Raw genomic sequence first — 24,280 nt, 5'->3', positions numbered from 1 at the left:
CGGGCAGGGCTCCGATCGGTTGAACCGCGGGCGGCCTACCTGCGTAAATCCGGAAGTGTGCGCAGTCCGATCGAGCACAGGGCGAACGCGAGTGGAGTCGAGACCCAGCCGGACCGGGGAGCCCCGGTCGAAGGGGTTTTGGGACCGTGAGGTCGGCCGCCTACCGCTGCGGGTCGCCCTCCCGGTGGCGCTCGCGCTGGTGACCAGCGCGGGCATCGCCGTCACCACGCTGTGGGTCGGCGGTCCGAGCCGGACGACCGCGTCGGCGCCGGCGCCGACCGGGCCGTCGGTGATCGCGTTGCCGCCGGCGGGATCCCCGCCGGTCACGACCACGTCGCCGGCCGGCACGACAACGTCCACAAAGGCCGGCACCAGCAGCAAGCCGCCCACCACGGCCAAGCCGCCCGCCGGGCCGACGCTGCCCGGGGCGGTCGTCACGATGCTGGACGACATCACGGCGGTTTTCGAGCAGGGCAAGACAACCCCGCAGTACGCCACCGTGGTCAACGATCACGACGGCTGCGGCTTCAAGGCCGGCTGGGCCAGCTTCTGCACCGCCCGCGGCGACGTGTTCACAGTGGTCAGTCAGTACACCGACGACGTGCCGGACAATCCGCTGCGCCGCTACCTGCCGACGCTGCAGAAGCTCGGCGAGACGCACAGCGACGACACCAGCGCGCTCGGGGACTCGTTCGTCAACGACTGGCGAACCGCCGCCGGGGACCGGAAGTTCGACGAGATCCAGCTCCGCGTCGGCCACGAGCTGTTCCTGACGCCGGCGCTGGCCATCGCCAACCAGCTCAACATCCGCAGCAACCTCGGCGTCGAGGACCTGTTCGACACCGCGCTGATGATGGGGTCCAGCAGCAGCGACTGCGACGGCCTGCCCAAGCTGATCACCGAGACCGTCATCGAGGCCTCCGGCACGCCGGTGTCCGGCATCAGCGAGCAGGCCTTCCTGACCTCCTTCAACCAGGTGCGGATCAAGCACCTGCGCAACCCGTGCACCCCCGGGCGGCAGAAGGTGTGGAGCGCGGCGGTGGACCGGGTGCAGGCCCTGCAACAGTTGGCGGACAAGAACTGTTGGAGCCTGAACCCGCCGCTGACGATCGGCGCGGACTTCAACCTGACGATCCGCACGCCGAGCGATTAGGCCGACGCCGGCCTTGCCGATGCCGGAATGTCAGGAAGGGCCCTTTCCTGACGCCAGATGTCAGGAAAGGGCCCTTCCTGGCGTTGAACGTGAGGATTCGTCCTTTGATCTTGGGGGAGGGGTCAGGACGGGTCGGCGAGGATGCCGTTGACGTACGAGCCGGGGTGGGTGGCGGAGTCCTGGCGCAGCACGGGGATCTTGGGCGTCCAGTCCACGGTGATCGACTGCGACTGGGTCGGCGGGGTGATCTTGGCCTTGGTGGGCAGCCAGCTCTTGGAGCCGAGGCTGCCGACGGAGTCGCCGGAGGGTTCGAGGACGGTGATGCTCGCCGTGGCGGTCTCGCCGGGGCCGACCTGGTTGCGAGGGGCGCCGTTGTCGGTGGTGACGAGCTGGTACGTGGACCCGTTGGGGTCGTCCGGGCCGAGCAGGGAGACGTCGGGAACGCCGTACAGGTCGCAGGAGTGCGACGAGGTGTTCTTGAAGACCACGGGCACCTCGAACTGACCCGAGCCGTCGTCGTGCTTCTTCGGCGCGCCCAGGGTGACGGAGAGGTCGCCGGTGGCGCAACGGGAATCGCTGGAGCCGGAGCTGGAACCGGCGGCGTTGGCGCTGGTCTTGGCGACCGGGGTGGCGGAGTGGGTGGTGCTGGAGGTGCCGGCCGCGGCGGTGTTGCTGGGGGTCGCGGTCCCGCAGGCGCCGAGGAGTCCGCCCGCGGCCACCACACCGATGGCCATCGCGACAGTCGCCTTCTTCATGGTTCGTCCCTTCCGTGGATCTTGTGGGGAAGGATGCCCATGGAGCGGCCAAGTAAGCCTCGAAATGATGTTGATCACTCGAAAGCAACCTCATCGGGCGATGGACGTCATCCAGTGCGGCGCTGGCGGTGGTCGGCGACGTGAACCCTGGTGGCGCAACGGGTCGAGCAGAACCGGCGGCGGCCGTTGCGCGAGGTGTCGACGAAGGCGATGGCGCAGCCGTCCCGGTCGCAGACGCCGGCCCGGTCGGAGTCCTCGCACACGAGATGGGCCAGGCCGCCGGCGGTGTAGGCCCGGACCCGATCCACAATGGACCCGCCGGCCACATGGTAGTGCAGGTGCGGCGGCCGGCCGTCGTGGCGGGAGATGGTGGGCGCGCTGGCCGAGTCGGCCAGCAGGCGGTTCAGCTGATCGACTCGGACGTCCACATCGGACTCGGCGAACACCGCCCGCAGGCGCTCGCGCCAGGCCAGGATCGCGGCGGCCTCGTCGGCGGTGACGGCGGTGACCGCCATGCCGTGGTCACGGAGCGTGGCCAGCACGGCCTCCGGCCCGGCCAGGTTCACCAGCGCGGCGGCCACCTGGGCCCCGGAGCCGCCGTAAGGGTTGAAGTGCACTGAAGCATTACAGCACGCTGGGTTCATGACCGACGAGGCCTGTCCCCGCTGCTCATGGCCGGTGGCCGAACTGCCGCCGGAGGCCCGCCACCGGGGCCGCGGCGGCGTCGAGTACCTGCGCTGCCTGTGCGGCAGCTGGCTGGCCCGGGTCGACGGGGTCATCGTCGGCGCGACCAGGGCCGACTGAGCCGACTGCGCAAAACTGCGCGGTTTACCTACTTTCGACGCATGGACACGCAGCCAGTGCCCACCGTAGCGTCCGTTCGCGGCGACTACCCGGTGGGAGGCACCGATGGAGATAGGCCGGCGACGGTTCCTCGCCATCAGCGGACTGGCCCCGCTGGCCGTGAGCATGCCGTCGCGAAGACACCGCTTCGGCTTCGCCGCCGACGGCAGCGGCTTCCTGCTCGACGGCCGGCCGTTCCAGATCCGCAGCGGCGAGATGCACCCGGCGCGCATCCCGGTCGAGCACTGGCGGCACCGCATCCTCATGGCCAAGGCGATGGGGCTGAACACGATCTCGATCTACGTGATGTGGAACTACGTGGAGTCGAAGCCGGGGGTGTTCGACTGGCGGAGCGAACGCCGTGACGTCGAGGCGTTCATCCGGCTCTGCCAGGCCGAGGGCATGTGGGTGCTGCTGCGCCCCGGCCCCTACGTCTGCGGCGAGTGGGATCTCGGCGGCATCCCGCCGTATCTGCTGGCCACGAAGGACATCCGGCTGCGGGTGCACGACGACGCGCGGTACATGGCCGCCGTCGGGCGATACATCGGCGAGCTGGCACCGCGGATCAAGCCGCTGCTGAGCGAGCTCGGCGGCCCGATCCTGATGGTCCAGATCGAGAACGAGTACGGCTCCTACGGCAGCGATCCCGCCTACCTGGCACAACTCCGCCAGCTGTGGCTCGATCAGGGCGTCGACGGCCCGTTCTACACCGAGGACGGCCTGGGCCAGGTGGAGCAGAACCACAGCAACGTCACCGGCGGGGCGATCGCGCTCAGCGGTGGCGACGCGCAATCGATCGCCGCCGCGCGCAAGGCGTTCCCGGGCGTGCCGGCGATGGCCGGCGAGGTGTATCCGGGCTGGCTGACCCACTGGGGCGAGAACTTCGCCGGGCCGTCGGACATCTCCGCCGACCTCAAGGCGTTCATGGCCGGCGGCCTGTCGTTCAACCTGTACATGGCGCACGGCGGCACCAGCTTCGGCTTCTACGCCGGGGCCAACGCCAACAACCTGTCCGGCGCCTACCAACCCGACATCACCAGCTACGACTACGCCGCGCCGATCACCGAGCAGGGCGTGGCGACCCCGCAGTACCACGCCTATCGAGACCTGATCGCCGGCTACCTCAAGACCACGCCGCCGCCGATCCCCGACCCGAAGCCGACCATCGTGCCCGCGCCGGTGACGCCGGCCGTGCACGCCTCGCTGTGGGACAACCTGCCGAGCGCCGTCACCTCGACAGACCCCCAGCCGTTCGAGATGCTGGGCCAGAACTACGGATTCGCCCTGTACCGCACGACGATCGCCGGCGCGGGCTCGCTCGACATCCGGTGGGTGCACGACTACGCCACCGTTTTTGTCGACGGCCACTACCAGGGCGGCCTGTCCCGCCCGCTCATCCCGGACGCCGAGGCGCGCAAGCTCAACGTCACCAACAACAACGCGCCGCTGACCCTGACCACCTCCGGGACCACGTTGGACATCCTGGTCGAGGGTATGGGCCGGACCAACTACGGTCAGGCCATCGTGGATCGCAAGGGCATCCTGGAATCCGCCTCCCTGCAAGGAAAGCCGCTCACCGGCTGGCGGATCTTCCCGCTGCCGCTGGACAACGTCAGCGCACTCAAGCCGACCGTCACCGATCCGACAAGGCCCGGGCTGTTCTTCCGGGCCACGGTCACGCTGGACCGGGTCGGCGACACCTACCTGGACCTGTCCGGCTGGACCAAGGGCGTGGTCTGGGTGAACGGCCACAACCTGGGCCGCTACTGGGAAATCGGCCCGCAGCACCGGCTGTACTGCCCGGTGTCGTGGCTGCGGCCCGGCGCCAACGAGATCCTGGTGTTCGACCTGCACCAGACCACGCCGCGACCGATCAGCTTCGCCCGAACCCTGAACTGACGCGGCACCCGATCAGCTTTGCCCGCACCTGAGCTGAAAGGTAGAAATCCAGTGCTACCGAAGATCCTGCTCGCCGCGGTGACGGCGGCGTCGTTCCTGACGACGCCGGTCGCCACCGCCGCCGCCACCCCGACCCTGGCGGAGACCCCGCCGATGGGTTGGAACGACTGGGCGCACTACCAGTGCGACTTCACCGAGCAGACCATCCTGTCCAACGCCGACGCCCTGGTCTCCACGGGGCTGGCGGCCAAGGGCTACAACACGGTTACCATCGACGACTGCTGGATGGCGAAATCCCGTGACAGCAAGGGAAACCTCGTTGCCGACCCGGTGAAGTTCCCGGACGGCATGGCCTACGTCGGCCAGTACCTGCACCAGAAGGGCCTCAGGTTCGGCATCTACGAGGACGCCGGCACCCTCACCTGCGGCGGCTATCCCGGCAGCTGGGACCACTTCCAGCAGGACGCCAACCTGTTCGCGAGCTGGGGCGTGGACTACCTGAAGCTGGACGGCTGCAACCTGCCGACCGTGTCGGGGCAGACCGAGGAGCAGACCTACAAGTCGGCCTACGCCCAGCAGTCCGCCGCCCTGGCCAAGACCGGCCGCAAGATCGTGTTCTCCGAGTCGGCCCCGGCCTACTTCCAGGGCGAGACCTCCTGGTACAGCGTGCTGACCTGGGTGAAGCAGTACGGCCAGCTGTGGCGTGAGGGCTACGACATCGCCACCTACGACAAGAACAAGCCGGACACCGGCCGCTGGGGCAGCGTGCTCGGCAACTACGACTACAACCACCCGATCGGCCGCTACGCCGGCCCGGGCAACTGGAACGACCCGGACTTCCTCATCGCCGGTGACGGCGGCGTGACCGCCGACGAGTCCCGCAGCCAGGTCGCGCTGTGGGCGATGATGGCCGCGCCGATGATCCTCAGCTCGGACGTCAGCACGTTGTCGCCGGCCGCGGTCGCCACCCTCGGCAACACCGACATCGTTGCCGTGGACCAGGATCGGCTGGGCAAGCAGGGCACGGTGTACAGCCAGGACGGCACCACCGACGTGCTGTACCGGCCGCTGGCCAACGGTGACCGCGCGGTGGCCATCCTCAACCGCGGCGGCGCGCCGGTCACCACCAGCACCACCGCCGGCCTGCCGAGTTGTTCCTACACCGCCAAGGACCTGTGGACCGGCAAGACCTCGAACACCCTCACCGCAACGGTTCCGGCCCACGGCACCGCCATCTTCCGGGTCAAGCTGGGCACGGACTGCGCGAAGCCGGCGCCGGTCGGTCAGATCTCCGGCACCAGCGGCAAATGCGTCGACGACTCCAACAGCGGCACCGCCGACGGCAACCCGGTGATCCTGTGGCCCTGCACCGGAAACGCCAACCAGCGCTGGCAGCCGGTCAACGGCACCGTCCAGACCCTGGGCAAGTGCCTGACCAACAGCGGCAACAAGGCGGTGCTGTCCACATGCGACGGTGGAGCCGCGCAGCAGTGGTCGTACCAGCTGAACGGGAACCTGGAGAACTCCGGGCTGTGCCTGGACGTCACCGGTGGCGGCAGCGACAACGGCACCGCGCTGGAGCTCTATCAGTGCGGCGACAACCAGCTCAACCAGATCTGGACGCTGCCTAGCTGAGGTCTAGCGCCGACAACGTCCGATCCAGCGCGGCCTCCTGTAGTTCCGCGCTGTACGTCGAGGGATCCGCCGAGGCCAACGCGGCGGATCCCTCGGCCATGCCCATCAACACCAGCGCGGCGGTGGACACCTCCTCGGCCGACCACTCCGGCGCACTGGCGGCGACGAGTCGCAGGATTCGTTGCCGCCAGGCCCTGGTGTTCACCCGGTGCAGCGCCAACAGCTCGTCGTCGCCGACCGCCGCGGCGAGAAACCCGATCCACACCACGCTTTCCAGCGTGCCGGCCTCGGTCGTGGCCAGCCCCTGGGCCAGCACGGCCCGCAGCGCCGCCCGAGGCGTGGCGGCGGCTCGCTCCAAGCCTTCGACCCGTTCGAGGGTCCGTGCGTGCAGCAGCTCGCGGGCGTGCGTGAGCAGGGCCCGCCGGTTGGGGAACCGGTGCATCACCAGCCCAGTGGTGCAGCCGGCGGCAGCGGCCACGGCCCGGATGGTGAGGCGTTCCAGGCCCTGGTTGGCCAGCACGGCCCACACCGCCTGCGACAGCTGCTCCGCGGCTTGTGGGTTCGCGGCTCGTGACATGCAACCCTCCCGTAACAGACGTTACCGTAACATCTGTTCCGTGACCATGATCGAAGCCCGCCCCTGGACCGACCCGGCCGGCGTGCACCTGCGCGCCAAGCAGCGTGCGGAGGTCCTGGAGCGGTACGGCGGCGTGGACACCGAGCCCGGCGTGCACCCCAGCGCCGACGACATCGCCGTCTTCCTGATCGCCTTCGACGACGCCGGCATGCCGCTCGGCTGCGGCGCCCTCAGACAGCTCGACGTGACATCGGCCGAGGTCAAGCGCATGTACGTCGAACCACAAGCCCGCGGCACCGGCGTGGCCACGGCCGTGCTCCGCGCCCTGGAACAGGCGGCCGTCGACCGCGGCTGGACGACCGTCCGGCTCGAAACCGGGGCGGCCCAACCCGACGCGATCCGCTTCTACGAGCGCGAGGGCTACCGGCCGATCCCCAACTACGGCGACTACATCGGCTTCGAGCTGTCCCTGTGCTACGAGCGGGTGCTCAGCTCCGGTGCGCCAGCAGATGCTCGATGAGGACCCGGCACAGCTCGTCGGCCGCCTCCTCGGGAATCCAGTGCGAGACGTCCTCGACGATCTCCAACCGGTACGGCCCGGTCACGTGCTTCTCGGTGGCCAGCACCCCGGCCGAGCCGATCGCGTTGTCCTCGGTGCTCCACACCATCAGCGTCGGCGCGGCCACCGGCCCGATCGAGCCGGACAGGTCCATCGCCCGGTACCAGTTCAGCGCCGCGGTCAGCGCCCCCGGCTGGGTGAAGCGGTCCAGGTAGTGCTCGACGTGGTCCTCGGGGACCTTCCAGTCGTAGATGCGGCGCAGCCGGTCGGCGTTGTCGGCCAGCAGCGTCTTCTCCGCCGACCCGGCCTGCCGGAACGTCTGGATGTAGCGGGACCGCTCGTGCTGGTCCTCGTCGGTGGCGCGGGCGTGCTCGAAGGCCGCGGGATGCGGCACGGAGACGGCGGTCAGGGTGCGGACCCGCTCCGGCATGGCGGCCGCCGCCGACCACGCCACCAGCGCGCCCCAGTCGTGCCCGACCAGGTCGAACCGCTGCCAGCCGAGCTCGTCGGCGATCGCCGCGACGTCCCCGACCAGCTCCTCCATCCGGTAGTCGCTGACGTGCTCGGGGCGCACCTCGGGGGAGTAGCCGCGCTGGTCCGGGGCCACCGCCCGGCAGCCGCCGCCCCCGAGCACCCGCAGCTGCTGCTCCCACTCCAGCGACGACTGCGGGAAGCCGTGCAGCAGCAGCACCTCGCGGCCGTCCTCGTCGCCGCTGGCCAGCGCGTCGAACGTGCCGGCGGGCGTGGCGATGCGCGTCTTCTCGATCACACGGTCGACTCTAGCGCCCGCTCCTGCGCGACCTCATCCGGCTGGTCCGGCGTGTACCGGCGGATGAACGCGTCCTTCCACAGCAGCGTCACGCCCCACACCGCCAGCCCGGCGACCACCGCGACCAGCGCGCCGGCCACGATGTCGGCCGGGTAGTGCACGCCGACGAACACCCGGGACACGGCGATCAACGCGGCCACGCCCATGAAGTACGGGCCCCACTTGGCCGACACGAAGAACCACACCGCGACGGCGACCGCGAACGACGCGGTGGAGTGGTCGCTGGGCAGCGACACCCCGGGGGCGTGGTCGAGCAGCTGGTGCACCTCGTGGGTCTGGAACGGCCGCTGCGACAGCCCCAGCATGCGGATCCCCACCGACAGCGCGAAGCCGACGGCCAGCGTGAGCCCCACCTGCCCGATCCGCCACGCGCCGGCCGGCCACCAGCCGTCCTGCCGGGCCCGCAGACCCGTGACGACCGCGCCCGCCGCGAACAGCAGGAAGATCAGGTACTTGGCGGCGACGACCATCAGCACGTCCAGCGGGCCGAACTTGCCGGCCATGCCGTTGACCATGCTGAAGATCTCGTAGTTCACGCGTGCTCCTCACATCCGATGTCGATCAAGGATGCCGCACCGCCGGTTCACCCTGTGGACACCTAATCCACACTGCCAGGACATCTGGGGTCTGGTGTGTACGCAACGTCACACCGAACCGGATGATCGGGTCGTGCGAACGCCGTGACATGCCCAGCTCAGTCGCCCCCGGCCTGCGGGAACGGGGTGGAGACCGGCGGCCGACCGGCGTGGCGCTGCTGCTGCACGGCGGCCGCGCCCGCAGCCACGCCCCGGCCACCCGGTCGAAGCTCACCTACCTGCGGATGACGCCGTTCGCCCGCGACCTGGCCAACCACGGCGGCCGGCACGGCCTGCTGGTCGCGCAGCTCAGCTACCGGTACCGCGGCTGGAACGCCCCCGACCTCGACCCCGTGACCGACACCCGCTGGGCCCTGGATCAATTGCGACGGCACGACGCCCCGGTCGTGCTGGTCGGGCACTCCATGGGCGGCCGCGCCGCCCTGCACGCCGCCGACGACCCGTCCGTGCTGGGGGTGTGCGCGCTGGCGCCGTGGACTGAGCCGGGGGAGCCGGTCGAGCAGCTGGCCGGCAAGTCGCTGCTGATCGCCCACGGCGACCGCGAGCGCTGGACCGATCCGCGCCTCTCCTACGACTATGCGGTGCGGGCCAAGGTAGTCACCGCCGACGTGTGCCGCTTCGACGTGCTCGGCGACGGGCACGCGATGCTGCGCCGGGCCGGCGAGTGGACGAGGTTGGTCCGAAGTTTTGTCCTTGGTCGCCTGGGCTACGAACCACTGGCCCCCTGGATCGCGAACGCTGTGCGTGAACCGTCGCCACGGGGCCTGCGGGTCCCGTTGAGCCTGGAAGGGGCCGCTGGATGAGGGGCAAGGTCGCGGTGATCGGGGCCGGCGTCTCTGGACTGACCGCCGCCTACCTGCTGCAACGCCGCTACGAGGTGATGCTGTTCGAGGCCGACGTCCGCCTCGGCGGCCACGCCCACACCCACGACCTGCCGACGCCGGGCGGCGGCTACACGGCCGTGGACAGCGGGTTCATCGTGCACAACGAGCGCACCTATCCCAACCTGATCCGGTTGTTCCGGGAGCTCGGCGTGCCGACCCAGGACTCGGAGATGTCGATGAGCGTGCGCTGCGACGGCTGCGGCCTGGAGTACGCCGGCTCGAAGCGGCTGCCGGGCCTGTTCGCCCAGCGGGCCAATCTGGTCCGCGGTCAGTACCTGCGGATGCTGGCCGAGGTGACGCGGTTCCACCGGCACGCCCGGCGGGTGATGGCTGACGAGCGGGCCGGCGACGTCACCCTCGGCGCGTTCCTGGCGGTCGGCGGCTATTCGACGTACTTCACGCGGCACTTCATGGCCCCGGTGGTGTCGGCGGTGTGGTCGGCGGGGGAGTCGGTGTCGCTGGACTACCCGGCCCGCTACCTGTTCACCTTCCTGGCCAACCACGGCATGTTGTCGGTCGGCGGGTCGCCGCAGTGGAAGACGGTCGTCGGCGGCTCGCGGCGTTACGTGGAGCGGGCGGCCAAGGGCCTGTCGGCGGTGGAGGTCTCGACGCCGATTCGGGCCGTGAGCCGGACTTCTGGCGGCGTGGCCATCCGGGATGACGCCGACCAGACGTACGAGGTCGACAAGGTGGTGATCGCCACCCATGCCGACCAGGCGCTGCGGCTGCTGGCCAGCCCGTCGTCGGCGGAACGCGAGGTGCTGGGGGCGTTCCAGTACTCCCGCAACGAGACCTGGCTGCACAGCGACCCGTCGGTGCTGCCGGTCAGCTCCGGGGCGCGGGCGTCGTGGAACTACCTCAAGACCAGCTGTCCGGACGGCGGCGGCCCGGTGCTGGTCAGCTACGACATGAACCGGTTGATGCGGCTGAATTCCCCCGTCGGCTACGTCGTGACGTTGAACGCGACCGACCGCGTGGCGCCGGATTCGGTGCTCGCCAAGATGGTGTACGAGCATCCGATCTACACCCCGTCAGCCCTTGCGGCCCAACGGAAGTTGCCGGCGCTGAACGACGGGACCGTGGCCTACGCGGGGGCTTACCACGGCTGGGGCTTCCACGAGGACGGTTGCGCCGCCGGCGTGCGGGCGGCCGAGTCGCTGGGCGTCACGTGGTAGCCCCCGCGCTGTACGACGTCGAAGTCGCGCACGCTCGACGTGAACGCATCGACTACGCGTTCAAGCACCAGGTGTTCCTGTGGCTCGTCGACCTCGACGAGCTGCCCTCGCTGCCACGGTGGCTGCGGCCGTTCGCCCGGTTCGAGGCTCGCGACCACCTCGGCGACCCGTCCGCGAGCATCCGGCAGAACGTGGATGCTTTCCTTGCGCGCCAAGGTATCCAGTGCTCGCGTATCCTGATGCTGGCCAACGCCCGGTCGCTGGGGCACGTCTTCAACCCGTTGACCGTGTTCTGGTGCTACCAAGGGGAATCGCTGGCCTGCGTGGTCGCCGAGGTGCACAACACCTACGGGGAACGGCACTGCTACCTGCTGTTCCCTGACGAGACCGGCCGCGCCCGCGCCGACAAGGCGTTCTACGTCTCGCCGTTCCTCGACCTCGGCGGTGAGTACCTGATGCGGTTCGGCGAACCCGGTCCGCGGCTTTCCGTCACCATCGTGCTGTGCCAGGGCGGAAACACCCCGCTGACCGCCACCATGCGGGGCCATCGCCGGCCGGCCACCCCGTCCGCGCTGGTCGGGCTGCTGCTGCGCCGGCCGTTCAGCACCCACCGTGTGTCCGCCCTGATCCGCAGGCACGGCATCGGGTTGTGGCTGCGCCGGATCCCGATCGTCCCCCGTCCCCAGCACGAGGCCCAGGAGACAGTGCAATGACCAAGACCAGGACCTCCATTCCGCTGCCCAGCAAGGGGATCTGGCCCGGGCTGGCCACGGTGCCGGCGGCGCCGCTGCGGGCCGCTGCGGCCGAACGCTTGTTCCGGCACGCCGTGCGCACCATCCCGGTGCGCGTCGAGTTCCCCGACGGCCGCGTGCTCGGCGCGGGCGGCCCGGACGCGCCGGTGATGCGGCTGCACCGGCCCGGGCACTTCTTCCGCCGGCTCGGCGCCGACGCCAAGATCGGCTTCGGCGAGGCCTACATGGTGGGCGACTGGAGCAGCCCCGAGGTCGCCGACGTGCTGACGCCGTTCGCCGCGCGGATGGCGACCCTGGTGCCGCGGCCGCTGCAGGCGCTGCGGCGGATCGCCGAGCGCACCCAGCCCTCGGCCGAGGACAACGACCTGGCCGGGGCCCGGGAGAACATCCACCGGCACTACGACCTGTCCAACGAGCTGTTCTCGATCTTCCTCGACGAGACCATGACCTACTCCTCGGCCTGGTTCTCCGACCCTGAGCAGCCCCTGGTCGACGCCCAGCTGCGCAAGATCGACGGCGTGCTGGACTTCGCCGCCGTCGGCCCGGACACGCACCTGCTGGAGATCGGCACCGGCTGGGGCGCGCTGGCCATCCGGGCCGCCCAACGCGGCGCCCGGGTCACCACCCTGACCCTGTCGGCCGAGCAGAAGACCCTGGCCGAGCAGCGGATCCAGGCCGCCGGCGTGGCCGACCGGGTGCAGGTGCTGCTGCGCGACTACCGCGAGGCGCACGGCAGCTACGACGCCGTGGTCAGCGTGGAGATGATCGAGGCCGTCGGCAAGGGCTACTGGCCCACCTACTTCGCCACCCTGGACCGCCTGGTCCGGCCGGGCGGGCGGATCGGGCTGCAGGCCATCACCATGCCGCACGAGCGGATGCTGGCCACCGCCAACGCGTACACGTGGATCCACAAGTACGTGTTCCCCGGCGGCCTGATCCCGTCGGTCGAGGCCATCGAGGACGCCGTGGCCCAGCACACCGGGTTGCGGGTGGTGCACGACCGGTCGTTCGGCCAGGACTACGCGCTGACCCTGCGCCTGTGGCGGCGGCGGTTCCTGGACCGCTGGCGCGAGGTGGCCGCCCTCGGCTTCGACGAGACGTTCCGGCGGATGTGGGAGTTCTATCTGGCCTACTCCGAGGCCGGATTCCGGGCCGGCTACCTCGACGTGCGGCAGTTCGGCCTGACCAAGTGACCAGCCGTCACCCGCCCGGGCGTCGTTGATCTTGGTCGACGTGCGGCCGCGGCCTAAGGTGCCAGGGGTGGAAACGGCGTCAGCAGGGCAAACCCCGAAGTTCGACGTGCTCCTGTCCGGCACGGTCTTCCTGGACATCATCTTCACCGGGCTGGCCCACCAGCCGGCGGCCGGCACCGAGGTGTGGTCGACCGGCCTGGGCTCCAGCCCCGGCGGCATCGCCAACCTGGCCGTCGCGCTCAGCCGGCTCCAGCTGCGCACCGCGCTGGCCGCCGCGTTCGGCGAGGACGTCTACGGCGACTTCTGCTGGGAGGTGCTGGCCAACCAGGAGAACGTCGACCTGTCGTGCAGCCGGCGGTTCTACGGCTGGCACTCGCCGCTGACCGTGTCCATGGCCGTGGACCGCGACCGCAGCATGGTCACCCACGGCCATCCCTCGCCGGTCGGGCCGGACGAGCTGCTCAACCCGCCGCCGCCCACCCGGGCCGCCTACGTGCACGTCGACCTGCAGGAAGAGCGGTGGATCGGCGCGGTCAAGGAGCAGGGGGCGCTGCTGTTCGCCGACGTCGGCTGGGACCCGACCGAGAAGTGGGCCCCGTCCATGCTGCGCAAGCTCGACGGCTACGACGTGTTCCTGCCCAACGCCGTCGAGGCCATGAGCTACACCCGCGAGGACACCCCGGAGAAGGCCGCTCAGAGGCTGTCCGAGCTGGTCCCGGTGGTTGTGGTGACCCGCGGCGGCAACGGGGCGTACGCCATCGACTCGGCCAACGACGTCACCGTCGACGTCGGCGGGCTGAACATGGCCGCCCTGGACCCGACCGGGGCCGGCGACGTGTTCGGGGCCGGCTTCGTGGTCGGCACCCTGGCCGGCTGGCCGCTCGCCGACCGGGTGAACTTCGCCAACCTGTGCGCGGCGCTGTCGGTGCAGCACTTCGGCGGGTCGCTGTCGGCCCCCGGCTGGCACGACATCGCCAGCTGGTGGCGGCACCTCGGCCGGCGTGACGCCACCGAGCTGCACTCGTACGAGTTCCTCAACACCGTGCTGCCCACCGACCCGGCCGCCATGGTCCGCCGCGCCAGCGCCACCATCGGCCTCCGCGGCCTCAACTGATCGCGAGTCCCGCTCTCAGGCAACTGAATGTCGAGTTCGATACTCGACACACGCTTGCCCGAGAGCGGGACTCGCGGAGGTTTTACCTGGGTATTGGTTAACTGGCGGGGTGGGGATCGATGGGTTCGCGTCGCCGGTGTGGTTCGCGCTGCTGCTCGGCGTGGCCGCGGTGTTCGGCGCCTACTTCTGGACGCAGCGCCGCCGACGCCGGCACGTGGTGCGCTTCGCGAACATGGCCGTCCTGGACCGGGTCGCCCCCAAGCGGCCGACCCGGTGGCGGATCGTGCCCCCGATCCTGCTGCTGGTCGCCTTCCTGGCCCTGACCGCCGCGCTGGCCGGGCCGATGGCCGAGGCCAAGGTGCCGCGCAACCGGGCCACCGTGATGCTGGTGATCGACGTCTCGCCGTCGATGGACGCCACCGACATCCAGCCGTCCCGGATCAAGGCGGCGCAGGCCGCGGCCAAGTCCTTCGTGTCCAACATGACCGGCGGGGTCAACCTGGGCCTGATCACCTACGGCGGCTCGGCCACGGTCGACGTGAGCCCGACCACCGCCCGCAAGCCGGTGGTGGACGCCATCGACAACATCCAGCTCCAGCCGGCCACCGCCACCGGCGAGGCGATCGCCGCCGCGCTCCAGTCCATCCAGCAGTTCGAACGCGGCCTCGGCGGCCCGGCCGGCGCGCCGCCGGCCCAGATCGTGCTCATGTCCGACGGCAAGCAGACCGCCGGCCGGGACGAGTTCGCGATGGCCAAGGAGTGCAAGGACGCCAAGATCCCGATCAACACCATCTCCTACGGCACCGCCGACGGCGTGGTGCTGCTGCAGAACCAGGAGCAGCCGGTGCCGGTCGACGACGAGTCGCTGCACCAGCTGGCCGACATCTCCGGCGGGCAGTTCTTCAAGGCCGACACCAGCGACAAGCTGAACCAGATCTACGCCTCGCTGGGCGAGCAGATCGGCTACGAGACGCAGGAGACCGACGTCAGCAAGCCGTTCATCGCGCTGGGCGCGGTGCTGACCGTGCTCGGCGCGGCCGGGGCGCTGGTCCTCACCCAGCGCCTGCCCTGAACCCGACGGGCAACCAGCACGTGTGACCATACGTCCCTATTGTGGACGTTCTGGTCTACGTGGAGGTGTTCTCTGTGCGCATCGGGCGTGTCATCGGGGCCGTGCTGGTGGTCCTGGTCCTGCTCGTGCTGGGTGTGTTCGTCTACGCCGACTTCTCGCTGAAGCGGACCGACGCCCTCCAGGACTACGGCGGCCGGCCCGCGGCCGGATCCGGCACCAACTGGCTGATGGTCGGCTCGGACAGCCGTGACGGCCTGAGCGACGCCCAGAAGCAGGAGCTGGCCACCGGCTCGGACAGCGGCGCCCGCACCGACACCATCCTGCTGCTGCACGTGCCCAGCAGCGGCCAGCCCACGCTGGTCAGCCTGCTGCGGGACTCCTATGTGGACATTCCCGGGCACGGCAAGAACAAGCTCAACGCCGCCTTCGCCTACGGCGGCGCGCCGCTGCTGCAGCAGACCGTGGAGGGCGCCACCGGGCTGCACATCGACCACTACATGGAGATCGGCTTCGCCGGTTTCGCCGGAGTGGTCGACAACATCGGCGGCGTGAACATGTGCATCGACAAGCCCATGGTCGACCCCAAGGCCGGCCTGAACCTGCAGCCCGGCTGCCAGGACCTGACCGGGACCCAGGCCCTGGGCTACGTCCGCACCCGGGCCACGCCGGCCGCCGACCTGGACCGCGTCGTGCACCAGCGGCAGTTCCTGTCGGCCGTGGTCAGCAAGGTGACCAGCCCCGGCGTGATGTTCAACCCGTTCCGTGTCTTCCCGCTGATGTCGAGCGTGCCGGCGGCGCTGACCGTCAACAACGGCGACCACATCTGGAACCTGTCCAGCCTGGCGTTCTCGCTGGCCAGCAAGGATCTGGTGACCACAACCGTGCCGATCTCCAGCACTCCCACCATCGCCGGCGCGGGCTCGGTGGTGCTGTGGAACAAGGACAAGGCGACCCGGCTGTTCGACGCCCTGCGCACCGACGCCGCGGTGCCCTCCGACGTGCTCAGCGGCCACTAGACTCGGCCGGGTGCCGTCCTTCCAGGAGATTCTGCGCAGCCGGCAGGCCGGCGGTTTCATCGGCCGGGAGCAGCAGCTGGCGCTGTTCGCGGAGAACCTGCGGCTCCCGGTCACCGACCGACAGTTCCTGTTCAGCGTGCACGGCGCTGCCGGCATCGGGAAGTCGTTCCTGGTGCGGCAGTTCCGTCGCATCGCCGTCGAACACGGTTGCGCCGCCGGGCAGGTCGACGAGTCCGCCTACGACCTGCCCTCGGCGCTGGCGGCCCTGGCCGTCGGTCTGGGGCCGTGCAAGGAGTTCACCAAGCGCCTGGCCGCGTACCGGCAACACCGCCAGGACCTGGACTCCGACCCCACGGCCCCGGAGGGCCTGTCGTCCCTGCTGACCCGCTCCACCGTCCGGGCCGGCCTCGCCGCCGCCGGCGAGGTCCCGGTGGTGGGCGGCATCGCCAAGGCCATCGACTCCAAGTCCGCCGCCGAGGACGTCGACAAGCTGCGGGTTTTCCTGTCCCGCAAGCTCCGCAGCCGCGACGACGTGCAGCTGGTGATGTCCCCGGCCGATGTCCTGACCCCGGCCCTGGTCCGTGACCTGAACTCCCTCGGCAAGCCCCTGGCCCTGTTCTTCGACACGTACGAGCGGACTTCGCCCTTCCTGGACCAGTGGCTCCGGGAACTCCTTGTCGGCAAGTACGGTGACCTTCCGGCCGACATGGTCTTCGTGGTCGCCGGCCAGAAGCCCCTGGACCTCAACCAGTGGGGCGACTTCCTCAGCGTACGAACGGATCTCCCGCTGGAAGTCTTCACCGAGGAGGAGGCCCGCCGCTTCCTGACTTCCCGCAACGTCACCGATCCCCGGGTGGTCGAGGTGATCCTCGGCCTCTCGGGTCGTTTGCCGGTGCTGGTCGCCATGCTCGCCGAAGCCCACCCCGCCGAGGTCTCCGACGTCGGTGACCCGAGTGGTAGTGCGGTGGAACGATTCCTCAAGTGGGAACCCGACCCTGACCGCCGCACCGCCGCGCTTTTCGGTGCCCTGCCAAGGAAGTTCTCCTCCGAGGAGTTCGCCATCGCGGCAAGTTCGGCCGACCACCTGTCCTGGCTGGTGCAACAGCCCTTCGTCACCGAGCAGGCGGACGGCTTCCACTACCACGACGTGGTCCGCTCCCAGATGCTCCGAGTCCTGCAACGCCGCTCCCCGGCCGAATGGCGCTCCCGCCACCTGGCTTTGGCCGACCAAGCCGAGCCCCTGGAACACGCCTACCACCACTTGTGCGCCGACCGGGCCGCCGCGCTGCCCGAGGCCCTGTGCGGCTTGATCACGGCCTTCTCCGTTCGCCGATCCCGAGCCCCGCAATGGGCTCGGATGATCCTGCAAGCAGGTCGCGAGACCGACACTCCTGAGGTGGTGCGGCGCGGCACCGAGCTGGTCGAGAACGTGGACTACACGGCGTTGATCGGCCTGCTCGTCGATGACTCTTCCCTACCGGCCCCGGCCCGTGCGCTCGCCCGGGCCGAGCGAGGCGTTCTGCTGCGTGCGGCCCGTGACTTCGACGTGGCTCTGGCCGACTTCCAGTCCGCGATCGACTTGGCCCCGGACGAAGTCCGCTACATCGGTGAACGCGGCGAAACCCTCCGCCGCATGGGGCGGCCCGCCGAGGCGCTCCCCGATCTCGATCGCTTGCTGGCCGACGAGCCCGACAATGCCTGGGCATACGGCTGTCGTGGCGCGGCCTTCCAGGCGCTCGAGCGGTTCGAGGAATCCCTCGCTGATCTCGACAAGGCGATCGAGCTGCGGCGGAAGTACACCTGGGCCATCGGCACTCGCGCCGAGACCTTTCGTAGGATGGATCGCCTCACCGAGGCATTGGCGGATGCCGACCTCGCCATTGAGCAGTCGCCCGACTATACCTTCGGCTTGATCCTCCGCATCACCATCTTCTTCACGATGGGGGAATCGGACCGTGCCGAAGCGGATGTGAAGCGGCTAGCCAAGATTGATGATGGACGTCACGCCCGCGACTTGCTGGAGGTCCTTACCAAAGGGTCGCAAAAGATCCACCGCATTCGTGAGGAACTTCCCTGACCTACCGCAGGACCTTGCCGTCCCGCACCAGCTCGCCGTACATCTCCGGATCCACCGGCTCCGCCAGGATGAAGTCCAGCAGATCCTTCGCCGCCTGGGCCGGGGTCTTGGCCTGGCTGAAGTCGTCGAACCACGGCCGCGACGTCGGGGTGTCCACCAAGCCTGGGCACACCGCGGCGATCAACCGGTCCGCGGCCAGATCCTCCTGCCTGCGCTCCCGGGCTACCGCGCGAACGGCTTCGACCTGGGCGATCTTGGACGGGATGTTGATCCATTCGGGCCAGCCCTGATCCTGGGCCGTGCCGTCGTGGATGGCGGCCTGCCACTTCGCCACCACGGCCTCGATCTCGTCGAGGGAGGCGTTCTCGAACAAGGGGCGTAGCCGGGAATCCAGGTTGCGGAGCAGGCCGAGGGAGCTGGCGACGATGATCAGGCGGCCGCCGGGCCGGATGATGGGGGCGAAGGACCGCAGCACGGAGTGGGTGGCGCCGTTGGCGACGGCGATGAACTCGTCGGCCTGCTCGGCCTGGGTGCGCTCGGGAGTGATGCGCATGGTGGCGTTGGAGAGGAAAACATCCACCGCCCCAAGGGAAGCGGCCAGCGAGGCGATGGCGGCGGGGTCGGTGACGTCGAGGACTCGGCCCTCGACGCGGGCGGTGCCCCGGATGGCCGCGGCGGCTTCGGTGACGCGGGCGGGGTTGCGGCCGGTGAGCAGGACGAGATCGTCGGCGGTCCAGCGGTCGGCGAGGTCCTCGACGAGGGCGCGACCGATGCCCTGGTTGGCGCCGGTCACCACAGCGATGCGTGTCATGCCAACCACGCTAGGGGCGAGAACGGCCATGAGTCCAACGAAAGTATGGCAAGCATGGTATGCGTAAACGTCATGGAATTCACGATGGCCGGGCTGCGGGTGGTCCGGGAGATCGCCGAGCGCGGCACGTTCAGCGCGGCGGCGGAGTCGTTGGGCTACACGCAATCGGCGGTGTCCCGGCAGATCGCGGCGGTGGAGAAGGCCGCGGGCACAACGGTCTTCGAACGCAAGCGCGACGGGGCGGTGTTGACGCCGGCGGGCCGGATCATCCTTCGGCACGCGGCGACGGCGCTCGACGCCGTCGACTCCGTGGAGCGAGAACTTCGAGGAATGCCAACGGAAACCGGGCATGTGCGGGTCGGTGTCATCCCCACCGCCGGCGCGGTGATCCTGCCCCGTGCCCTGACGATGCTGCGCCGCACGCACCCGGGCATCACCGTCACCAGCCGGGAGGGCTACACGCCGGCGCTGACCCGGTCCCTCCGGGCCGGCACGATCGACCTCGCGGTGCTGGCCGCGGCCCCGCCGTTCCGGGCCCCGGACACCGAGAAGCCGGCGCTGCACATGGAGACGCTGCTGGAACGCGAGCTCTGCGTCGGCGTCCCCGCCACAGACCCGCTGGCCGACAACGACTCCCTGCACATCGACGACCTGTCCGGCCGACGCTGGATCGCCAGCGTCGGCGTCGGCGACGAGGCCCTGCTGGGCGTGTGGCCGGGCCTGCCGGAACGGGCCGAGATCGCCCACGTCACCCGGAACTGGCTGACCAAGTTCCAGCTCGTGGCGGCCGGCTGCGGCCTGACCACGGTGCCGTCGTCGATGATCCCGGCCGTGCCGGCCGGCGTTCGGGTGCTGACGGTCCGCGGTGGCCCGCGGGAAAGCCGCCGGGTGATCGCCGCCCGCCTGCCGGGCCGTCAACCCGAACCGGTGGCCCGCGTGCTGGCGGCCTTGCGCGCGGCCAGTCGGCAGGTCTGACGACACGCCGTCCGGCGGTGTCCGGCGGCTGGTCGACGTCGAAGAATCGCCGATGGAAGGTCTCCGGAGGTGGTTCGACGCCATGCGCCCGCATCGGCACGCCCGCGCATCGCGGCGCCGGCTCACCCACTTCCTGCCGCCCGTCCTCGTCGCCCTCCTGGCGGTCACCGCCGTCGTCGCCGCCAACGCCACCAACGCCGCCCACACCTGCGGCGGCGAGCTCCCGCTCCGCGTCACGGTGACGCCGGCGATGCAACAGGTCGTGCGGCAGGTGGCCAACGGCTTCGAGCAGGACCGGTCGGGCGTCAACGGCCTGTGCGTGAAGGTCCAGGTCGTCGCCGAGCAGGCCGCCGACGTGGTGGCCGAGCTGCCGACCAAGCCGATCGACCCGCCCGCGCTCTGGATCCCCGACTCCTCGCTGTGGGCGTCGACCGCGGCACAGAAGGACGCCGCCGTGCCCGGTGTGACGCCGAAGATCGTCCCGCACGCGTCGCTGGCCACCTCCCCGCTGGTGGTGGTCGGTGGCATGGACGAGGTGGCCAAGTTGGGGTGGTCCCAGTCCAGTGTGAGCTGGCAGCGGCTGGTCGACCCGGGCGTGCCGGTGGACATCGCCGACCCGCTGACCAACACCGAAGGCCTTGCCACCCTGGGCCTGGCCGAGGGCATGGCCCCCGCCCAGAACGGCGCACCGCCGCCGGAGCTGATCGCCACCCTGCTGCGGCTGCGCGACGCCACGCAGCCCAACATCGCCACCTGCTACCAGCTGATGGCCAAGAATCCGCAGACCGCGCCGCTGTTCACGGCGACCGAGCAGTCGGTCATCGCCCACAACACCGACTCCTCCGGGCCAAATTCCTCTGGGCAGGCGGTCGCGCTCTACCCCAACGAGGGCTCGGTGCTGTTCGACTACCCGGTCGTTCGGGTCCTCACGAACGAGGAGCCGGCCGGCACGGACGCCGCCGCGGCGGCCTTCGAGAGCCGGCTGAGATCGGCTGGCGCCGCGAAGTCGTTGAGCGACGCCGGATTCCGCGAACCCGGCGGCCGCGCCGCCTGGGCCATGCGGGCAGGCGTCCGGATGGACACCCCGAACCGGCTGCCCGCCCCGACTTCCGACCAGGTCACCACCGTGCTGCGGGCCTGGGACGTGATCCACCTGGACGGCCGCACCCTGGCCGTGATCGACACCTCCGGCTCCATGGCCGAACCCATGCCCGACGGCCAGTCCCGCATCGAGGTGGCCCGCGACGGGGCGCTGGCCGGAATGTCGCTGATGCCCGACACGACCGCGGTCGGGCTGTGGACGTTCGCCGACCAGTGGAGCGAACTCGTGCCGCTCGGCCCGCTCGGCGGCCAGACCAACGGGGCCCCACAACGACAACTGCTGCAACAGGCCGCGATGTCGTTGCCCGGCAAGGTCAAGGGCAGCACCGCCCTGTACGACGCCGCCCTGCAGGCCTACACCGTGCTGCGCAACGGCTACGACGCGTCCAAGGTCAACTCCGAGGTGCTGATCACCGACGGCAAGAACGAGACGCCCGGCGGTCTGGACCTGACCGGCCTGCTCACCGCGCTGCGGGCCGAGGTCGACCCCACCCGCCCGATCCAGATCATCGGCATCGGGCTCGGCCCCGACGCCGACATGGACGTGCTGCAACAACTGGCCGCCACCACCGGCGGCAAGGCGTACCAGGCGCTCAACGGCGCGGATTTCCGAAGCGTCCTGTTCGACGCCCTGAGCCGCCGCCCGTGCGCCACGTCCAACTGCTGATCGCATTTCGGGCAAAAAGACTCGTGTTGAACCGAAGTCGAACCGCGTCCGTGTGCTGAAGTGGCACCACCGCCACCACACGGAAGGACCTCGGCTTGTCGATCCTCACGCGCCTTCGCCGGCAGCCTGATCAACCAGCTGACCAGGAACCGGGCGACCGCACTCCGCCGTCGACCACCCGCCGCGTCCTCGCCGCCACGGCGACCGTGCTCGCGTTCCTGCTGGTCCTGTTCGCGCTGGTGGCGCCGGACGACCTGAGCAAGCTGACGCCGCTGGCGTTCGTGCGCATCCCGGTCGAGGGCCTGGTCGGCGTGGTCCTGCTGCTGCTCCTGCCCACCAGCTGGCGCAAGCCGGTGGCGTTGGTCGGCGGGGCCGTTCTCGGCGTGCTGACCATTCTCAAGTTCGCCGACATGGGCTTCTACGCCTCGCTGAACCGGCCATTCGACCCGATCTACGACTGGACCTTCCTCGGCCCCGGACTGGAGTTCCTGCAGGGCGAGGTCGGCGATGCCCTGGGCTGGGTGGCCGCAGGGCTGGTGGTCGTCGTCGCGATCGGACTGATCGTGCTGACCGCGCTGGCCGTGACCCGGCTCAGCGGGCTGGTGGCCAACCACCGCACCGGCACCGTTCGCGGCGTCGCCCTGCTGGCCGTGATCTGGCTGGTGCTGGCCCCGACCGGCGCGCAGCTCACCCCCGGCCAGCCGCTGGCCGCCAGCAACGCGGCCGCGCTGGCCGTCAACGACCTGCGCCAGGTCAGCGCCGACCTCAAGGACCAGCAGGACTTTGCCCACCAGGTGGCGACCGACAACTTCGCCGCCACCCCGAGCAACAAGCTGCTCACCGGCCTGCGCGGCAAGAACGTGCTGCTGGTGTTCGTGGAGAGCTACGGCCGGTCCGCGGTGATGAACTCCAGCTTCGCACCCGGCATCGACGCCGTGCTCGACGCCGGCACGCAAACCCTGCAGAAGGCCGGTTTCGCGGCCAAGTCCGGGTTCCTGACGTCCACCACGTTCGGCGGCGGCAGCTGGCTGGCCCACTCCACGCTGGAGTCCGGTGTGGACGTCAACAGCCAGTACCGCTACACCAACCTGGTCAGCGGCAGCCGTTTCACACTGGCCCGGGCGTTCAAGGACGCCGGCTGGCGGACCTTCGCCGACGACCCGGCCAACACCCGCGACTGGGTGCCCGAGACCCAGTTCTACGGCTACGACAGCGTCTACGACTCGCGCAACGTCGGCTACAAGGGCCCGGTGTTCTCCTACGCCACGATGCCCGACCAGTACACGATGAACTTCATCCGCCAGCACGAGCTGTCCAAGCCCGGGCCGGCGTTCGGCGAGATCGACCTGGTGTCCAGCCACGTGCCGTGGACGCCGCTGCCGCAGCTGGTGGACTGGGACTCCATGGGCGACGGCTCGATGTTCGGGCCGCAGGCCGCCGCCGTCGGCAAGCAGGTCAAGGACGTCTGGCCCGACCAGGCCAAGGTGCAGCAGGCCTACGGCGAGTCCATCCAGTACTCGCTGAACACCCTGATCCAGTTCCTGCAGCGCTACGGCGACCAGAACACGGTGATGGTGTTCCTCGGCGACCACCAGCCCGGCACCCTGGTCAGCGGCACCAACGCCGACCACGACGTGCCGATCAGCATCGTGGCCAAGGACCCGTCGGTGCTGGCCCGGGTGTCCGGCTGGGGCTGGACCGACGGCCTCAAGCCCAGCCCGCACGCCCCGGTGTGGCCGATGAGCTCCTTCCGCGACCGGTTCATGACCGCGTTCGGCGACTCGGCCAGCAAGTGATCACCGGCACCGGGCCGGGTCGCGGCGACCCGGCCCAGTGCCTCCTCGCGGACTAGCGGCGCTGGCTCTGGGCCAGGCTGCCGCCGCCGTCCACCCGGATGACCTGTCCGGTGGTGAAGCCGCCGTCCTCGGACAGCAGGAACGAGACCGCCGCCGCCACCTCGGCCGGCCGGCCGATGCGGCCGACCGGGATGCGCTCGAAGAACTTGGCCTCCTGCGGCGAGCCGGCGGGGGTGTTGCGGCGGAACATCTCCGTCTCGATCGGACCCGGCGCCACCGAGTTCACCGTGATGCCGCTGCCGGCCAGCTCGCCCGCCCACACCTTGGTCAGCGCGTCCATGGCGGCCTTGGCGGCGGCGTAGGAGCTGCGGTTGGGCGTGCCCAGCGTGACCAGGCTGGTGATGTTGACGATCCGGCCCCAGCCGGCCGCCCGCATCGCCGGCAGCGCCGCCTGCGTCACCTGGACCGCCACCCGCACGTTGCCGTCGAGCGTCCAGAGCAGGTCGTCGAGGTCGATCTCGCCGACCGGGGCCATCCGGGCGAAGCCCACGTTGTTGACCACGCCGTCGACGTCGCCGACCTTGCCCAGCACGTCGGCGGTGGCCGCCCGGTCGAACACGTCGACCTCGTGGAACTCGCCCGGGAAGTCCGCCGGCGCGGTCCGGGCCAGGCCGATCGGCAGGTGGCCGGCGTCAGCGACGCGCTGCGCCAGCACCCGGCCGATGCCCTTGCTGGCCCCGGTGATCAGAAATCGCCTCGTCATGGCCATAACGCTACTGTTCTGGCTGACGGCCGTACAAT

Annotated in this window: 23 protein-coding genes; 16 read left to right on the top strand and 7 right to left on the bottom strand. The window is 70.2% G+C overall.

Annotated features, from left to right (window positions below; translation table 11 throughout):
* Positions 1–91: 91 nt before the first annotated feature.
* A complete protein-coding gene (locus JJ691_RS19435; protein WP_211770163.1) occupies positions 92–1,153 on the top strand; it encodes a chitosanase in 1,062 nt (353 codons plus the stop codon).
* A gap of 122 nt (positions 1,154–1,275) precedes the next feature.
* Here the strand turns inward: JJ691_RS19435 and JJ691_RS19430 are convergent, their stop codons facing one another.
* On the bottom strand, positions 1,276–1,908 hold the full coding sequence (locus tag JJ691_RS19430) for a DUF4232 domain-containing protein (protein ID WP_211770162.1): 633 nt from the start codon (positions 1,906–1,908) through the stop codon (positions 1,276–1,278).
* Between the two features lie 107 nt (positions 1,909–2,015).
* The gene (locus JJ691_RS19425; RefSeq protein ID WP_211770161.1) at positions 2,016–2,525 is read right to left on the bottom strand and encodes a CGNR zinc finger domain-containing protein; all 510 of its coding nucleotides are present in this window, start codon (positions 2,523–2,525) and stop codon (positions 2,016–2,018) included.
* Positions 2,526–2,550: 25 nt separating this feature from the next.
* Here JJ691_RS19425 and JJ691_RS19420 point away from each other — a divergent pair, with 25 nt between their 5' ends.
* From JJ691_RS19420 to JJ691_RS19410, 3 genes are all read left to right on the top strand, one after another.
* The gene (locus JJ691_RS19420) at positions 2,551–2,712 is read left to right on the top strand and encodes a hypothetical protein (RefSeq protein WP_211770160.1); all 162 of its coding nucleotides are present in this window, start codon (positions 2,551–2,553) and stop codon (positions 2,710–2,712) included.
* 105 nt (positions 2,713–2,817) lie between these two features.
* On the top strand, positions 2,818–4,650 hold the full coding sequence (locus tag JJ691_RS19415) for a beta-galactosidase (RefSeq protein WP_211770159.1): 1,833 nt from the start codon (positions 2,818–2,820) through the stop codon (positions 4,648–4,650).
* A 51-nt stretch (positions 4,651–4,701) separates the two neighbouring features.
* Positions 4,702–6,285, top strand: coding sequence for a ricin-type beta-trefoil lectin domain protein (locus tag JJ691_RS19410; protein ID WP_211770158.1), 1,584 nt, complete (start codon positions 4,702–4,704; stop codon positions 6,283–6,285).
* On the opposite strand, the gene JJ691_RS19405 is transcribed toward JJ691_RS19410, so the two are convergent.
* On the bottom strand, positions 6,278–6,862 hold the full coding sequence (locus tag JJ691_RS19405) for a TetR/AcrR family transcriptional regulator (protein ID WP_211770157.1): 585 nt from the start codon (positions 6,860–6,862) through the stop codon (positions 6,278–6,280). The two genes, JJ691_RS19410 and JJ691_RS19405, sit on opposite strands and share 8 nt — an antisense overlap.
* Before the next feature lie 46 nt (positions 6,863–6,908).
* Between JJ691_RS19405 and JJ691_RS19400 the strand changes: the two genes are divergently transcribed.
* Positions 6,909–7,382 (top strand): GNAT family N-acetyltransferase, encoded by a 474-nt coding sequence (locus JJ691_RS19400; RefSeq protein WP_249228246.1) that lies wholly within the window; start codon positions 6,909–6,911, stop codon positions 7,380–7,382.
* Here the strand turns inward: JJ691_RS19400 and JJ691_RS19395 are convergent.
* Both JJ691_RS19395 and JJ691_RS19390 read right to left on the bottom strand, forming a co-directional pair.
* A complete protein-coding gene (locus JJ691_RS19395) occupies positions 7,351–8,190 on the bottom strand; it encodes an alpha/beta fold hydrolase (RefSeq protein WP_211770155.1) in 840 nt (279 codons plus the stop codon). The two genes, JJ691_RS19400 and JJ691_RS19395, sit on opposite strands and share 32 nt — an antisense overlap.
* Complete coding sequence (locus JJ691_RS19390) at positions 8,187–8,786, bottom strand: phosphatase PAP2 family protein (RefSeq protein WP_211770154.1); 600 nt, start codon at positions 8,784–8,786, stop codon at positions 8,187–8,189. Before JJ691_RS19390 ends, JJ691_RS19395 begins: the two co-directional genes overlap by 4 nt.
* Before the next feature lie 149 nt (positions 8,787–8,935).
* Here JJ691_RS19390 and JJ691_RS19385 point away from each other — a divergent pair, with 149 nt between their 5' ends.
* From JJ691_RS19385 to JJ691_RS19350, 8 genes are all read left to right on the top strand, one after another.
* Complete coding sequence (locus JJ691_RS19385; protein WP_211770153.1) at positions 8,936–9,649, top strand: alpha/beta fold hydrolase; 714 nt, start codon at positions 8,936–8,938, stop codon at positions 9,647–9,649.
* Complete coding sequence (locus tag JJ691_RS19380; protein WP_211770152.1) at positions 9,646–10,905, top strand: NAD(P)/FAD-dependent oxidoreductase; 1,260 nt, start codon at positions 9,646–9,648, stop codon at positions 10,903–10,905. The genes JJ691_RS19385 and JJ691_RS19380 overlap by 4 nt, the downstream gene beginning before the upstream one ends.
* Complete coding sequence (locus JJ691_RS19375; protein ID WP_211770151.1) at positions 10,899–11,618, top strand: DUF1365 domain-containing protein; 720 nt, start codon at positions 10,899–10,901, stop codon at positions 11,616–11,618. Before JJ691_RS19380 ends, JJ691_RS19375 begins: the two co-directional genes overlap by 7 nt.
* Positions 11,615–12,850 (top strand): SAM-dependent methyltransferase, encoded by a 1,236-nt coding sequence (locus JJ691_RS19370; protein ID WP_211770150.1) that lies wholly within the window; start codon positions 11,615–11,617, stop codon positions 12,848–12,850. The genes JJ691_RS19375 and JJ691_RS19370 overlap by 4 nt, the downstream gene beginning before the upstream one ends.
* A 67-nt stretch (positions 12,851–12,917) precedes the next feature.
* Positions 12,918–13,964: a carbohydrate kinase family protein gene (locus JJ691_RS19365; protein WP_211770149.1), complete on the top strand. Its 1,047-nt coding sequence runs from the start codon at positions 12,918–12,920 to the stop codon at positions 13,962–13,964.
* A gap of 109 nt (positions 13,965–14,073) precedes the next feature.
* Positions 14,074–15,036 carry a VWA domain-containing protein gene (locus JJ691_RS19360; RefSeq protein WP_211770148.1) on the top strand — a complete coding sequence of 321 codons (963 nt, stop codon included), beginning with the start codon at positions 14,074–14,076 and terminating at the stop codon, positions 15,034–15,036.
* Positions 15,037–15,110: 74 nt separating this feature from the next.
* Positions 15,111–16,052, top strand: a complete 942-nt coding sequence (locus tag JJ691_RS19355; protein ID WP_249228036.1) for an LCP family protein — start codon at positions 15,111–15,113, stop codon at positions 16,050–16,052.
* Positions 16,053–16,062: 10 nt separating this feature from the next.
* A complete protein-coding gene (locus JJ691_RS19350; protein ID WP_211770147.1) occupies positions 16,063–18,129 on the top strand; it encodes a tetratricopeptide repeat protein in 2,067 nt (688 codons plus the stop codon).
* Position 18,130: 1 nt separating this feature from the next.
* On the opposite strand, the gene JJ691_RS19345 is transcribed toward JJ691_RS19350, so the two are convergent.
* Complete coding sequence (locus tag JJ691_RS19345) at positions 18,131–18,940, bottom strand: SDR family NAD(P)-dependent oxidoreductase (RefSeq protein WP_211770146.1); 810 nt, start codon at positions 18,938–18,940, stop codon at positions 18,131–18,133.
* Between the two features lie 72 nt (positions 18,941–19,012).
* Here JJ691_RS19345 and JJ691_RS19340 point away from each other — a divergent pair, with 72 nt between their 5' ends.
* The 3 genes from JJ691_RS19340 (at position 19,013) to JJ691_RS19330 (ending at position 23,479) form a co-directional block, all read left to right on the top strand.
* Positions 19,013–19,915 carry a LysR family transcriptional regulator gene (locus JJ691_RS19340; protein WP_211770145.1) on the top strand — a complete coding sequence of 301 codons (903 nt, stop codon included), beginning with the start codon at positions 19,013–19,015 and terminating at the stop codon, positions 19,913–19,915.
* A gap of 52 nt (positions 19,916–19,967) precedes the next feature.
* Complete coding sequence (locus JJ691_RS19335; protein ID WP_211770144.1) at positions 19,968–21,683, top strand: substrate-binding domain-containing protein; 1,716 nt, start codon at positions 19,968–19,970, stop codon at positions 21,681–21,683.
* A 95-nt stretch (positions 21,684–21,778) separates the two neighbouring features.
* Positions 21,779–23,479 (top strand): sulfatase-like hydrolase/transferase, encoded by a 1,701-nt coding sequence (locus JJ691_RS19330; RefSeq protein WP_249228035.1) that lies wholly within the window; start codon positions 21,779–21,781, stop codon positions 23,477–23,479.
* Between the two features lie 52 nt (positions 23,480–23,531).
* Here JJ691_RS19330 and JJ691_RS19325 read toward each other — a convergent pair whose 3' ends face one another.
* Positions 23,532–24,242, bottom strand: a complete 711-nt coding sequence (locus JJ691_RS19325) for an SDR family oxidoreductase (protein WP_211770143.1) — start codon at positions 24,240–24,242, stop codon at positions 23,532–23,534.
* Between the last annotated feature and the right edge of the window lie 38 nt (positions 24,243–24,280).

Source organism: Kutzneria sp. CA-103260 (assembly GCF_018263855.1).
Taxonomy (GTDB): Bacteria; Actinomycetota; Actinomycetes; order Mycobacteriales; family Pseudonocardiaceae; genus Kutzneria.
Note: the sequence above shows the minus strand (reverse complement) of the source record. Positions and strands in the feature narration are given on the sequence as shown.

Excerpts from the sequence above, each read along its gene's own strand:
- JJ691_RS19430 (WP_211770162.1), bottom strand. The coding sequence starts at position 1,908 with ATGAAGAAGGCGACTGTCGCGATGGCCATCGGTGTGGTGGCCGCGGGC.
- JJ691_RS19420 (WP_211770160.1), top strand. The coding sequence starts at position 2,551 with ATGACCGACGAGGCCTGTCCCCGCTGCTCATGGCCGGTGGCCGAACTG.
- JJ691_RS19415 (WP_211770159.1), top strand. The coding sequence starts at position 2,818 with ATGGAGATAGGCCGGCGACGGTTCCTCGCCATCAGCGGACTGGCCCCG.
- JJ691_RS19405 (WP_211770157.1), bottom strand. The coding sequence starts at position 6,862 with ATGTCACGAGCCGCGAACCCACAAGCCGCGGAGCAGCTGTCGCAGGCG.
- JJ691_RS19400 (WP_249228246.1), top strand. The coding sequence starts at position 6,909 with ATGATCGAAGCCCGCCCCTGGACCGACCCGGCCGGCGTGCACCTGCGC.
- JJ691_RS19385 (WP_211770153.1), top strand. The coding sequence starts at position 8,936 with ATGCCCAGCTCAGTCGCCCCCGGCCTGCGGGAACGGGGTGGAGACCGG.
- JJ691_RS19380 (WP_211770152.1), top strand. The coding sequence starts at position 9,646 with ATGAGGGGCAAGGTCGCGGTGATCGGGGCCGGCGTCTCTGGACTGACC.
- JJ691_RS19370 (WP_211770150.1), top strand. The coding sequence starts at position 11,615 with ATGACCAAGACCAGGACCTCCATTCCGCTGCCCAGCAAGGGGATCTGG.
- JJ691_RS19345 (WP_211770146.1), bottom strand. The coding sequence starts at position 18,940 with ATGACACGCATCGCTGTGGTGACCGGCGCCAACCAGGGCATCGGTCGC.
- JJ691_RS19340 (WP_211770145.1), top strand. The coding sequence starts at position 19,013 with ATGGAATTCACGATGGCCGGGCTGCGGGTGGTCCGGGAGATCGCCGAG.
- JJ691_RS19335 (WP_211770144.1), top strand. The coding sequence starts at position 19,968 with ATGGAAGGTCTCCGGAGGTGGTTCGACGCCATGCGCCCGCATCGGCAC.
- JJ691_RS19325 (WP_211770143.1), bottom strand. The coding sequence starts at position 24,242 with ATGACGAGGCGATTTCTGATCACCGGGGCCAGCAAGGGCATCGGCCGG.